Source organism: Neoaquamicrobium sediminum (genome assembly GCF_013240295.1).
Classification (GTDB): Bacteria; Pseudomonadota; Alphaproteobacteria; order Rhizobiales; family Rhizobiaceae; genus Aerobium; species Aerobium sediminum.
On record NZ_JABETK010000002.1, the window covers coordinates 1904936 to 1918198 of the forward strand.

11 protein-coding genes and 1 pseudogene are annotated in these 13263 nt (G+C 64.2%); all 12 read left to right on the forward strand.

The window, feature by feature from the left end:
- The first annotated feature begins 86 nt into the window (after positions 1–86).
- The 12 genes and pseudogenes from HK436_RS21180 (at position 87) to modA (ending at position 13262) form a co-directional block, all read left to right on the forward strand.
- On the forward strand, positions 87–641 hold the full coding sequence (locus HK436_RS21180; protein WP_173192925.1) for a DUF6963 family protein: 555 nt from the start codon (positions 87–89) through the stop codon (positions 639–641).
- Positions 538–1029, forward strand: a complete 492-nt coding sequence (locus tag HK436_RS21185) for a DUF6963 family protein (RefSeq protein ID WP_376769181.1) — start codon at positions 538–540, stop codon at positions 1027–1029. The genes HK436_RS21180 and HK436_RS21185 overlap by 104 nt, the downstream gene beginning before the upstream one ends.
- Complete coding sequence (locus tag HK436_RS21190; RefSeq protein WP_173192929.1) at positions 1016–1666, forward strand: TetR/AcrR family transcriptional regulator; 651 nt, start codon at positions 1016–1018, stop codon at positions 1664–1666. Before HK436_RS21185 ends, HK436_RS21190 begins: the two co-directional genes overlap by 14 nt.
- A complete protein-coding gene (locus HK436_RS21195) occupies positions 1663–3327 on the forward strand; it encodes a thiamine pyrophosphate-dependent enzyme (protein WP_173192931.1) in 1665 nt (554 codons plus the stop codon). Before HK436_RS21190 ends, HK436_RS21195 begins: the two co-directional genes overlap by 4 nt.
- 8 nt (positions 3328–3335) lie before the next feature.
- Entirely contained in the window at positions 3336–4586 is a 1251-nt protein-coding gene (locus HK436_RS21200; RefSeq protein ID WP_173192933.1) for a D-amino acid dehydrogenase, read from the forward strand.
- A 65-nt stretch (positions 4587–4651) separates the two neighbouring features.
- Complete coding sequence (locus tag HK436_RS21205) at positions 4652–6247, forward strand: ABC transporter substrate-binding protein (protein WP_173193710.1); 1596 nt, start codon at positions 4652–4654, stop codon at positions 6245–6247.
- Between the two features lie 7 nt (positions 6248–6254).
- A complete protein-coding gene (locus HK436_RS21210; protein WP_173192935.1) occupies positions 6255–7196 on the forward strand; it encodes an ABC transporter permease in 942 nt (313 codons plus the stop codon).
- Positions 7197–7203: 7 nt separating this feature from the next.
- A complete protein-coding gene (locus HK436_RS21215) occupies positions 7204–8112 on the forward strand; it encodes an ABC transporter permease (protein WP_244649093.1) in 909 nt (302 codons plus the stop codon).
- Positions 8109–9763, forward strand: a pseudogene (locus tag HK436_RS21220) (ABC transporter ATP-binding protein). Before HK436_RS21215 ends, HK436_RS21220 begins: the two are co-directional and overlap by 4 nt.
- Positions 9764–9774: 11 nt before the next feature.
- The gene (locus HK436_RS21225) at positions 9775–11229 is read left to right on the forward strand and encodes an N-acyl-D-amino-acid deacylase family protein (protein WP_173192937.1); all 1455 of its coding nucleotides are present in this window, start codon (positions 9775–9777) and stop codon (positions 11227–11229) included.
- 50 nt (positions 11230–11279) lie between these two features.
- Complete coding sequence (locus tag HK436_RS21230) at positions 11280–12287, forward strand: proline racemase family protein (protein ID WP_173192939.1); 1008 nt, start codon at positions 11280–11282, stop codon at positions 12285–12287.
- Between the two features lie 183 nt (positions 12288–12470).
- Positions 12471–13262 (forward strand): molybdate ABC transporter substrate-binding protein, encoded by a 792-nt coding sequence (modA, locus tag HK436_RS21235; protein WP_173192941.1) that lies wholly within the window; start codon positions 12471–12473, stop codon positions 13260–13262.
- Position 13263 lies beyond the last annotated feature (1 nt).

Consider the following 13263-nt stretch of genomic DNA (forward strand, 5'->3'; position numbering starts at 1 on the left):
CGCCTAGCGTTGCAAATGTGACCGGGTGTTCACATTTAGCCCGGCAGCTCGAAATGTCTCGCGACATGGCGCAGAAGGGATAGTCCTTGACGATCGGCATCGCTTCCTTTGGCACCCGTTCAGGGGCGGCTGTTTTCAATGCCGTGCTCGCTGCCGAATTGCTTGGCCGGGGCGCCATTGGCGGCTTTGCCGTCTTCGCGATCCTCGACGCCGACGGCAAAGTGCATCACCGCTGGACGCAGGATGGAGGCGTCTGCACGCTCGACATTCCACCTTCATGGCATGACGCGGGGATCGCGGCGTGCATTTCGAGCGGCCCGAACCGCCCCGAACCGCTGATCCAGTTCCTGCCCGGCGCAAACGGATGCGCACTGGTGACCGGCCATCGCCTGCCGCACGCGCCCAATACCAGTGACGTTCCGATCAATGATGCCGTGCTTGCGCGTCTGAATGCCGGCGAAACACCGCAGGCGGCAATCGATGCAGAGTTTGCGCAGTCACCCGAGATCGACGCCGGCCTGATCGCGATCACCGCCGATGGTGCACTTGGGTTGGGCGAATTCGGCGCGTGTCCAGCGCCGCAGCGATCTTGGACAAGCCCGCCGCAGCGACGCCGATCGCAGCTTCGCCCTGCTCCATAATTCGATCTTCATAGCCGACGGTCACTGCCAGAACCTCGCGGATGCGTTGTCCGGCATTGCATGGCAAGCACTCACCGGCACCCCTGCCCCGCACTCCTTCCTGAAGCTTGGCCGTCCGATCGCGTTTCGACTCGCTGAACGGGACCGGATCGTCATCGACGGGGCCGGTGACATCATCGGGCTGGAGACGGCGAACCCGGCCCTTCTGACTGCCGAGCGTGTCGGCACGGCGGGCTATCTGTCGGCGGAAATCTGGCAGGCCGAGCGCAGGATCGGCATCGCGGTCACCGAGCTTTTCGCGCGCATGGCCGGTGGCACCGCCCATCCGCAGGACGAGCCGGATTCCCGAAACTTGATGATGGTGAGGCTTTCCGATGTCGCGGCGTGAGCGAACCGAACGCGCGATCCTCCAGGCGCTCGAGGATCAGATCCGCGAAACCGGGATGGCCGGCGTCGGGGTCAACTCAGTGGCCAAGCGGGCCGGCGTCAGCAAGGAGCTGATCTACCGCTACTTCGACGGCATGCCGGGCCTGATGATGGCCTGGATGCAGGAGCAGGACTTCTGGACGAAGCGCGCCAACGTCGTGAAAAACGACGAGTCGAGCGAGCAGACACCCGCAGCGCTCATCCTCGCGATGTTGCGCGAGCAGATGGACGGCCTGGCAAACAACCAGGCCCTCTGCGAGGTCCGCCGCTGGGAGCTGATCGAGCGCAACGAGGTAAGCGCCAAGCTCGCAGACCGCCGCGAAAGTGCAGCGCGTGCCTTCATCGACCGTGTTGACGGCCTGACCGACGATGTCGATGTGCCCGCCGTAGTCAGCATCATGCTGGCCGGCATTCTCTACCTGATGCTCCGCTCCAAGACCGAGGAATACTTCCTCGGCGTCTCGCTGCGCACGCCCGAAGGCTGGGACCGGCTATGGAAGGCCACCCAGCACCTGACGGGCGCCTTGCCGGCAGACCTCAAGGAACAGTCGCTGCGCTCGCTCGAGACGCGCCGCACGCCGAAGGAAACCGATCAATGACGCGCGCGGCCGACCTGCTGGCAAATGCACTGGTCGCACATGGCGTCGACCGGCTCTTCTGTGTGCCGGGTGAAAGCTATCTCAGCGTGCTGGACGCGTTGACCGCACGCGATGAAATCAACGTCATCACCACGCGGCACGAAAGCGGCGCGGGCTTCATCGCGCTCGCCGATGCTCGGCTCACGGGTCGTCCCGGCGTGGCCTTCGTCAGCCGCGGCCCCGGCGCGATGAATGCGGCAATCGCCGTGCACTCGTCGCAGCAGGATGCTGTGCCGTTGGTGCTCTTCATCGGCCAGGTGGAACGTGCCCATCGCAACATGGGAGCGTTTCAGGAGGTCGATTACGGCCGCGTGTTCGGCCCGATGGTGAAGTGGGTCGCCGAGGTGAACGACGCTTCACGGCTGGCCGACACGGTGGCAACCGCGTTCCATGCGGCGGCGAGCGGAACGCCCGGCCCTGCGGTCGTCGTGCTACCCGAGGACATGCTCGAAGACGACGTGAACGACGCGCCGGTGACGGTCAATCGAGTGGCCCGCGCTGCAGCCCCTCACGATGACATCGACCGGCTGAGAACGCTGATAGACGAAGCAAGGCGGCCGCTGATTGTCGCTGGCGGCCTCCTGAAGGCAAATGGTGGCGAGACGGCGCTGCGATCGGTGGCCGAGGCCTTCGGCGTGCCCGTTGCCGCCGCCGTCAGGCATGCCGACCTCATGCCCGGCGACCACCCGAACTATGCGGGTCACATGACCTATGGCGCGCCGGCCGAACTACTGCGCGGCCTCAAACAGGCGGACCTCGTGATCGCCGTGGGCACGCGGCTGGGAGACGTCACCACCCAGGGCTATGCATTTCCAGCGGCACCCGCACCCGAACAACGCGTGGTGCAGGTCTGGCCGGATGCAGCCGCGGTCGGCAGTGTTCGCAGCCTCGACATGGGCATCGCCGCCGATCCGCTCCTGTTCCTCGACCAGCTACGCGCCGTCGCGCCTGAGACGCCGTGCGAGGAGCACATCAGATGGTGCGCCGAACTTCACGCCACCGCGACAGCCCTGCGCCAGTGGAGCGGAACGGCAGAGGCGCCGGACGGCATCGTCTTCGGCGCGTTTGTGGAGGCCTTCGACCGGCTGCTTGGCGACGAAGCCATCATCGCTCTCGATGCCGGCAATTTCGGCGGCTGGGTGCAAAAGCACATGCGCTTCGGCGGCGGCCGCGCGATGCTGGCGCCCGCGTCCGGCGCAATGGGCTATGGCGTGCCGGCAGCCGTCGCCGCCAGTCTGCGGCGGCCCGATCGCAAGGTCGTCTGTTTCGTGGGTGATGGGGGCTTCCTGATGACGGGAAGCGAGCTCGCGACCGCCATGCAAGGCGGCGCGGCGCCCATCCTCGTCGTCTCTGACAACGGCTCCTACGGCACCATCAGGATGCATCAGGAAAAGCACTTCCCGGGACGCGTCGGCATGACCGCGCTGACGAATCCAGACTTTGCCGCCATGGCCACGTCCTACGGTGCGCTTGGCTTGCGGGTCGAGACCGCCGGCGAGATCGAAGAAGCGATTACGACCGCGCTTTCGGCTGACCGCCCGGTCGTGATCTCGGTCAAAACCAGCCTCCAACACATATCGGCAGCGGCGACCATCGACGCGCTGCGCACGGCAAACAGGTAGCAGGGCTTATGCGCATCGCCGTCATAGGAGCGGGCATTATCGGCATGACCACGGCGTATTTCCTGCGCCGCGAAGGCTATGCCGTAACGGTTATCGACCGGCAGAGCGAACCCGGCACCGAAACGAGCAAGGCCAATGGTGCGCAGTTGAGTTACAGCTTCGTCGCGCCGCTGGCCGATCCGGGCGTGCTGCCGAAACTGCCGTCCTGGCTCACCGACAGGGACGCTCCACTGCATTTCCGTCTCCGCGCCGACCCGCAGCAATGGCGCTGGGGGCTGTCCTTCCTGCGCGCGTGCCAGCGCGCCACGGCCCGCCGCGTCACGATGGAGCTGCTGGAACTCGGCATCTCAAGCCGCGAATTGCTGCGCAAGATGGTGGCGGACGAGGGCTTCGACTTCGACTTTTCACCGTCCGGCAAGCTGCTCGTCTACGAAGACGACGCGACATACGCGAAAGCCCGTGCACAGATGGCGTTTCAGGATGGCTCCGGTGGCGAGCACAGCGTGCTGACCACGCAGGCCTGCCTCGATATGGAGCCGACTTTGGCGCAAAGCGGGCGCGGCATCGTCGGTGGCATCTTCCTGCCGGAGGAGGATGCAGGCGACTGCCTGAAGCTCTGCGCCCAGCTTCACCGCAAGCTCGCGCATCCCGCGTCCGGCGTGGACTTCCATTTCGACACCGAGGTACGCGGTCTGAAACTGGAGGGCGGTCGCGTGGCCGCGCTCGATACGAGCGCTGGCTCTCTGCAGGCAGACGGATACGTGATCGCCAACGGGCTTGGGGCACAGCGGCTTTCCACGCAAGCAGGTTTCAACCCGCTGATCTACCCGCTCAAGGGCTACAGTCTCACCTACCAGTTGACGCCTGAAAGCCAGGCACCGCGGCTGAGCGTCAGCGATATCAGGACCAAGGTCGTCTATGCGCGGCTCGGCGACCGGCTTCGCGTGGCCGGAATGGTGGACATCGGCGACGGCGACGCGGGCATCCGCAGCCGCCGCATCGAGTTGCTGAAAACACAGGTCCACGATTTCCTGCCGCAGCTCGCACCGGCGGCGGAACCCGAGCCTTGGGCTGGCCTGAGGCCGGCGCGTCCGGACAGCACACCGCTGATCGGGGCCACGCCCTACACGAACCTCTGGATCAATGCCGGGCACGGAAGCCTGGGATTCACGCTGGCGGCGGGAAGCGCCGGCCTGCTGCGGGACAGGATTGCGCGCCGTCCCACAGCCATCAGGGAGGGCAAATTCGCGCTTCACTAGCAGAGAGCATCAATCCGCAAAGGGGCAGGAACGTCCCGGCGACCAACGAGAAGGGGAATATCATGATGCAGACATATGGACGATTTTTCAGGCATGCCCGCGCGCTGCTATGCGCGGCAGCGGTGATGGTACCGATGGCAGGCCATTCGGTGGCGCAGGCCGAAACCCTGCGGGCCGTGATGCAGTCCGGCCTTCGGGTCATGGACCCGGTGCTCAGCACCGCCTTCCTGACGCGCAACCATGGCTACATGATCTACGACACCCTGCTTGGCGTGGACTCCGACTTCAAGGTGCAGCCGCAGATGGCGAGCTGGACCGTCTCCGAAGACGGCAAGCTCTACACATTCACGCTGCGCGACGGCCTCAAGTGGCATGACGGCGAGCCGGTTACCGCCGAGGACGCCGTCGTCTCGCTGAAGCGCTGGGCCGAGGTGGACACCACCGGTCAGGCGCTCATGACCATGGTCGAAGGCATCGACGCCGTCGACGACAAGTCGTTCGAGATCAAGCTCAGCCAGCCGACGACGCTGGTCCTCTCCGGCCTCTCCAAGCTGAGCTCGCGGCCGGCCTTCATCATGCCGAAGCGCATCGCCGAGACGCCCTCCTCCGAACCGATCACGGAATTCGTAGGTTCGGGTCCGTTCAAGTTCGTCGAGGCCGAATTCCAGCCGGGCATCTCCGTCGTCTATGAGAAGAACGAGGACTACGTGCCCCGCGACGAGCCATCGAGCTGGACCGCCGGCGGCAAGGTCGTCAATGTCGATCGCGTGGAATGGGTGACGATGCCCGACCAGATGACGGCCATCAACGCGTTGCAGAACGGCGAGGTCGACTTCATCCAGGAAGTGCCGTTCGACCTGCTGCCGCTGGTGGAAGCCGCCGACGGCATCAAGGCCGAGGTCATGGACGAGCTCGGCGCCTGGACGTACTTCCGCATGAACCACCTGTATCCGCCCTTCGACAACAAGCTTGTGCGGCAGGCGGCGATGGCGGCCGTCGGGCAGGAAGACGTGCTCAAGCTGCTGGTCGGCAATCCGGATTTCTACCAGACCTGCGGCGCCGTCATGGGCTGCGGCAACCCGAACGGCGATGAGTACGGCGCCGAGTGGGTCGTCAATTCCGACATCGAACGCGCGCAGTCTCTGCTGAAGGAAGCCGGTTACGATGGCACGCCCGTCGTGCTTCTCCAGCCGACCGACATCGCCATGCTGGCCGCCCAGCCGATCGTGCTCGGCGACGCGCTGCGCAAGGCCGGATTCACCGTCGAGATGAAGACGATGGACTGGCAGACGGTCGTGACCCAGCAGGGCAACCAGAACGCGCCTTCGGAAGGCGGCTGGAACATCTTCTCGACCTACAGCATCCTTGCGACCAGCGGCGATCCGTTCGGCAACACCACGCTGTCGACGGCCGGACGCTCTTCCTGGGCCGGTTGGCCCGACGTACCGGAGATCGAGGCGCTGAGGCTCGACTATGCGCGCGCCGCAACGCCGGAGGAGCAGAAGGAGATCGCGGTGAAGATCCAGAAGCTCGCGATCGACGAAGGCGTCGTGGGGCCGCTGGGCCAGTTCCGCATCCCGGCCGCCTACAGCACCGAGTGGACGGGCTTCCCGAAGGCTCCGGTCACCCTGTTCTGGAACGTCCAGAAAACGGCTGAGTGAGGAAACGATGTTCCCTTATGTCATCAAGCGGGTACTGGCGACGATACCGGTGATGACGATGGTCGCGGTCGTGGTCTTCGCCATGCTTCGGCTGACGCCTGGCGACCCGGCCGCGATCCTTGCCGGCGATGATGCTTCGGGCGCGCAGCTCGAGCAGATTCGCCGGACGATGGGACTGGATCAGCCGATCCTGACCCAGCTCTTCGTGTGGCTGAAGCAGTTGCTTCAGGGCGATCTTGGAGTGTCCCTCATTTCGGGCACTCCGGTCGTCAGCATGATCGGTTCGCGCGTTGCCCCGACCATCTCGCTCGCGCTCGCCACCATCGTACTGACGATCATCGTCGCCGTGCCGATGGGCGTTGTGGCGGCGCGGCGCCCGGGCAAGCTGCTCGACCGCACCGTCATGACCTTTTCGGTCATGGGATTTTCAATCCCGACCTTCGTCATCGGCTATCTTCTGATCTACCTGCTGTCGCTCAAGCTGGGCTGGTTCCCGGTGCAGGGCTACAGCCCGATCGAAAAGGGCATAGGCCCGTTCCTGCATCGCCTCGTGCTGCCCACCATCGCGCTTAGCGGCATCTATGTCGCGCTGGTTGCCCGCATCACGCGAAGCAGCGTGATCGACGTGATGGGCGAAGACTACATACGTACCGCCCGCGCCAAGGGCGCGCGCGAAAGCACGGTCCTGCTGCGTCATGCGCTGCGCAACGCCGCCGTGCCGATCGTCACCGTCATCGGCATCGGTGTGGCATCCCTGATCACGGGCGTCGTCGTCACGGAATCCGTATTCAACCTGCCGGGCCTGGGACGGCTCGTGGTGGAAGCCGTGCTTGCCCGGGACTACCCCGTCATCCAGGGGCTCATCCTCCTGTTTTCGTTCACCTACGTGCTGATCAACCTCACGGTCGACATTCTCTACACCGTGTTTGATCCGCGGATCCGTTACTGAGGCCGCGATGATGAAGACCATCCAGAATCCGGCCGTCGGAGAACTGCCGCCCGTAGGCGCCGGCATCGACCGGAAAAACTCGACCTTCAATCAGCTCCTGCTTTCGCTGAAGAGCATCCCGGTCCTCGTAGCCCTTGTCGTGCTCGTCACGGTCGTGGTGCTGGCGGCTTTTGCGCCCGTGCTTGGCACCGTCGACCCGATAGCCATCAATCCAGGTGGGCGCTTCAGTCCCATCTCCGAAGCCTACTGGCTGGGCAGCGATGCCTATGGCCGCGACCTCTATTCGCGCCTTCTCTACGGCGCGCGTATTTCGCTCATCGTCGGCCTTGGCGCGGCAGCGGCCAGCATCGCGGCCGGGCTCGTCATCGGCGTGGTGGCCGGCTATCTGAAGGTGCTCGACGCCATCATCATGCGCGTGATGGACGGTGTCATGGCGATCCCAAGCATATTGCTGGCCATCGCGCTCGTCTCGCTGACCGGCGCATCGCTGGTGACCGTGCTGGTCGCCATCACGGTGCCCGAGATACCGCGCGTCGTCAGGCTGGTGCGCAGCATCATCCTCAACGTCCGGTCGGAGGCCTATGTGGAAGCGGCCGTGTCACTCGGCACGCCGACGCTACGCATTCTGACGCGTCATATGGTGCCAAACACGATCGCGCCGCTGATCGTCCAGGGGACCTTCATCTTTGCCTCGGCCATCCTGACGGAGGCGACGCTCAGCTTCCTCGGTGCCGGCCTTCCAACGGAAATCCCGTCATGGGGCAACATGATGGCCGATGGCCGCATGTACTTCCAGCTCTATCCCGGCCTCGTGCTCTACCCCGGCATCGTGCTGGCGCTCACGCTGTTGAGCGTCAACATCCTTGGCGACGTGTTGCGCGACGTGCTCGACCCGAAAATGGCGAAACGCACATGACCAACCCGAAAAAAGACGGCGGCAACGCAAACGGTCAGCCGGTCCTCGACGTTCGTAACCTCGACGTCAGCCTTGTGGGTGCGGGTCAGACCAGGGTCGTGCGCGACGTCAGCCTCACCGTGAATCCGGGCGAGACGGTCTGCGTCGTCGGCGAGTCGGGATCGGGCAAGTCCGTGACCGCCTTCTCGATCATGGGGCTGCTTTCGAGCGAGGCGCTCCGTTGCACGAGCGGAAGCATACTTCTGCAGGGCGAGAACGTGCTCGAGGCCAGCGCCGAACGCCTGCGCGACCTGCGTGCCACAACGATGGCGATGGTGTTCCAGGAGCCGATGACGGCGCTGAACCCCGTCGAGACGGTCGGTGATCAGATCGACGAGGTCCTGCGCATTCATCGCAAGGAACTCGGCAAGCGCGAGCGCCGGCAGCGAGTCATGGCGATGCTGGAATCCGTGCACCTGCCGGACCCCGAACGCATCTACAATTCCTATCCGAACCAGCTTTCCGGCGGTCAGCGGCAGAGAGTTGTGATCTGCATTGCCCTGATCCTGGAACCCAAGCTGCTGATCGCCGACGAGCCGACGACGGCGTTGGACGTCACCACCCAGCGGCAAATCCTGCTGCTGATCCGCGAATTGCAGGAAAAGCACAACACGGCCGTTTTGTTCATCACCCACGATTTCGGCGTGGTGGCCGACATCGCCGACCGCGTGGTGGTGATGAACCGCGGCGAGGTTGTCGAGATGGGCCCGCGCGACCAGATTCTGGCAGAACCGGCGGAGGACTACACCCGCATGCTGGTGTCGTCAGTGCCGAGCCTTGTGCCTGATACGCGCGCCGAAAACCGCAACGAGATCGTGCTGTCGGTCAAGGAACTCGGCAAGACCTATTCGGAGAAGGGCTTCCTGAAACGGCGCCGCGACGTGGCTGCGGCGGTCGACATCAACCTGACCCTGCGTCGCGGCGAAATCCTCGGTGTCGTTGGTGAATCAGGTTCCGGAAAGTCGACGCTCGCCCGCTGCGTCGTACGTCTGCAGGACCCCACCAGCGGCGAAGTCGTCATCTGCGGCGAAAACATCGCAGCGTTGCGCGGCCAGACGCTGCAGGCGATGCGCAAGCGCGTCCAGATGGTTTTCCAGGACCCGTACCGGTCACTGAACCCGCGATTGACGGTGGGCGATTCCATCACCGAGGGTCTGACCAATTTCGGCGTCAGCCGCGATGCAGCCCTTGCCAGGGCACGCGAACTGATGACGCTGGTAGGCCTGTCGCCGGACGTGCTGCAACGCTTCCCGCACCAGTTCTCGGGCGGCCAGCGCCAGCGCCTGTGCATAGCGCGTGCTCTTGCGCTCGAGCCGGACGTGCTGGTCGCGGATGAGGCCGTCTCGGCGCTCGACGTATCCGTGCAGGCACAGGTTCTGGCGCTGCTCGACGATATTCGCGAGAAGACCGGCGTCGGCGTGCTGTTCATCACCCATGACCTGCGGGTCGCCGCGCAGATCTGCGATACGATCATGGTGATGCAGAACGGGCGCATGGTCGAGTTCGGTGCCGCAGCCGATGTCCTGACTGCCCCCGTGAGGCCTACACGCGCGCCCTGCTCGACGCAGCGCCCGGCCGCCATTGGGACTTCCAGCATTTCCGCCCTCTATGAGAGACAACGCTATGCAGCAGACTTTCGACATCCTCATCCGCAACGCGACGATCATCGACGGCACCGGCGCCGAGCGCTTCGCCGGGGACATCGGCATCGTCGGCGACCGCATCACGCGGATGGGCGACCTTCGCGATGCCAGGGGCGAGCGCGAGATCGACGCCAATGGCCGGGTGGCAGCGCCCGGCTTCATCGACGCCCATACGCATGACGACCGCATCCTGCTGTCGGCCGGGGATATGACCGCAAAGGTCAGCCAGGGCGTGACGACGGTCGTGGGCGGCAATTGCGGCATCTCGCTCGCGCCGATGCCCCGCCCGGTCAAGCGCCCGGTCACTCCGCCGCTCGACCTGCTCGACGACAGCGGCGACTGGTACCGCTACCGCACCTTCGGCGACTACCTCGAAGCGCTGCGGCAGCAGCCGGCAGCCACCAACTGCGCGATGCTGGTCGGGCACACGACGCTGCGCGCCATCACGATGGACGACCTGAGCCGCACGGCAACCGCCGCCGAAATCGCCGCCATGCAGGAACATGTCGTCGAGGCGATGGAAGCCGGCGCGATCGGCGTCTCGACCGGCCTCGCCTATCCGCCTGCCAAGGCCGCGACCACCGAGGAGGTCATCGAGGTCTGCAGGCCGATGGCAAAGTATCGCGGGCTCTATTGCACACACATGCGCGACGAGGGCGACCATTCGATCGACTCGCTGGACGAGTCGTTCCGCATTACCCGCGAAGTCGGCGTGCAGCTTCTCATCTCGCACCACAAGCTCGCAGGCGAGAAGAACCACGGCCGCTCGGTAGAGACGCTGAAGCACATCGAGGCGCATATGGCACATCAGCATGTCTGCCTCGACTGCTATCCCTATGCGGCATCGTCGACGATCCTGACCGCCGATCATGCCAAGAGCTCTCCCAAGACCATCGTCACCTGGTCGAAGGCCATGCCGCAGCACGCCGGCAAGGAACTCTCCGACATCATGACCGAGATGGACTGCGACCTCGACACGGCAGTCGAACGCCTCCTGCCGGCGGGCGCAGTCTATTTCCGGATGAACGAGGAGGATGTGAAACGCATCCTCAAATTCAATCCGACGATGATCGGCTCCGACGGCCTGCCGCATGACGAGCAGCCGCACCCGCGTCTGTGGGGCACTTTCCCCCGCGTACTCGGTCATTACAGCCGCGACCTCGGCCTGTTCCCGCTCGAAACGGCGGTGCACAAGATGACCGGGCTGACCGCTATGGAATTTGGTCTCAAGGATCGTGGCGTGCTGCGCGAGTGTGCCTTCGCCGACGTGACGCTGTTCGATCCGGAGACGGTGATCGACCGCGCCACCTTCGAAAAGCCCATCGCCCTGTCGGCGGGCATCGACACGGTGCTGGTCAACGGCAATATCGTATGGCGCGAAGGCAAATCGACCGGCGCACGACCGGGCCGGGTGCTGAGACGCGAAGCAGACTGAGCTTCGCGGCAGCGCTTTGGCTCGCAGGGGAATTGGGAGGGACTTTTCCAATGTTTGCACGAAATATCGTTACCTGCGTCGACCACCATCATGGCCAGGCGTCGCGAACGATTCTCTCCGGCTACCCCGCCATTCGCGGCACGACGATGCGCGAAAAGGCAGACTATTACATTCGAAACATGTCCTGGCTGCATGAATCGATGCTGCGTGAACCGCGCGGCCATCGCAACATGCTGGGCGCCGTGCTCACCGATCCCGTCAGCGACGATGCCGCCTACGGCGTTATCTTCCTGCATCCGTCGGGCATGTTTGACGGGTGCGGCGACAGCACGTTCGCCACCGCCGCAGCCTTGATCGAACTGGGCATGGTTCCCGCAACCGAGCCGGCAACACGGTTTTCGCTCGATACGGTCCTGGGGCCGCTCGAGATCGAAGCCGACGTCAAGGACGGCATTGTTCGCGAAGTTCGTTTCCGCAACGTGCCATCCTACCATGTCGGCGACTTCGAGGTCGCGCTGCCCGACGGCCGCACCATCGGCATCGAGACGGCATTCGGCGGGCTGTTCTACGGCTTCATCGACGCCGCATCGGCCGGCATCGAGCTTTCCCAGAAGGCCGAGCGGGAGATCGTCAATACGGCACAGGCGCTGTGGGAAGCGATCGGCGAAACGACCGCTCTGGCAGACCCCGCCACCGGCAAGCCGGTACCGGTCGATCTGTTCACTTTCGTGCAACGGCGGGAGGCCGATCGCGGCAGTAGCTATCTGGCAGCAAACGTCTATCGGCCCGGCCGCATGGGCCGCACGCCGTCCGGCACAGGCAGCAGCGCCCATCTGGCGCTCCGCGTCGCCAAGGGCATTCACGACCCGGACGAGCCTTTCGTGCAGCACAGCTTGCTGGGTACACACTTCACCGGCACGGCCACACGCTCGAAGCTGCCAAACGGCCATCCCTGCGTGGTGCCGAGCATCGGCGCCAAATCCTTCATGATGGGCATGAACCAGTTCGTGATCGATCCTGCGGATCCGTTCGCCCACGGTTTCATCGTCGAGTCCTGACGCCGACCATATGGGTCGGAGGCGTATCTCCATTCCCATGCATGGTTCGTCCATGTGGCATCTCAAGCGTTTGGTCGATGGAAATCGGCCAGACGACCTGAGGCCGTAAATTTCAATCAGCCCCCGATTGCTTTCGCGCAAGAACCATGTCGATATATTCACGTAGAAATAACGGAGGGTTTCATGTTTCGCGAATTTCGTGTTCGACTTGCCGGCAGCCTGTTGCTGGCTATTGGCCTGTTCTCCACAACTGCCAGCGCTCAGGAAGACGCCCCCGTGGTCGCGGCAGCGGCAAACCTCCAGTTCGCCATCGAAGAGATCGCGAAAAGCTTTGCAGCCGATACGGGCAAGGAAGTGCGCCTTTCGATGGGGTCCACTGGTAATATCGCCCGCCAGATTCGTCAGGGCGCTCCATTCGAACTTTTCCTTGCAGCCGACGAGAAGACGCTGCTGGATCTGGCAGCAGACGGCCTGACGCGTGACGAGGGGACGGTATATGCGGTCGGACGCATCGTTGTGATCACGCCGAATGGGTCCAAGCTGGCTGCGGATGGTAGCCTCGGCTCGCTGAAGGAGGCACTGGCGGGCGGTACGCTGGGACGCTTCGCTATCGCCAATCCCGAGCATGCGCCCTTTGGCGTTGCCGCGCGCGAAGCCTTGGCCCACGAAGCTTTGTGGGATGCCATCCAGCCGCACATCGTGCTCGGCGAGAATGTCAGCCAGGCCACGCAGTTTGCGCTGTCGGGCAACACAGACGGCGGCATCATTGCGTATTCGCTTGCGCTCGCACCAAGCAATAGGGAGCGCGGCACCTTCGAACTTGTTCCGGAGGAATGGCATGAGCCCTTGCGCCAGCGCATGGCCTTGCTCAAGAATGCAGGTCCGGTAGCGGAGGCATTCTACGAATACATGGACCAACCGACTGCACGCGAAATCCTGGAACGCTACGGCTTCGCGCCGCCCAAGGGCCAATAAC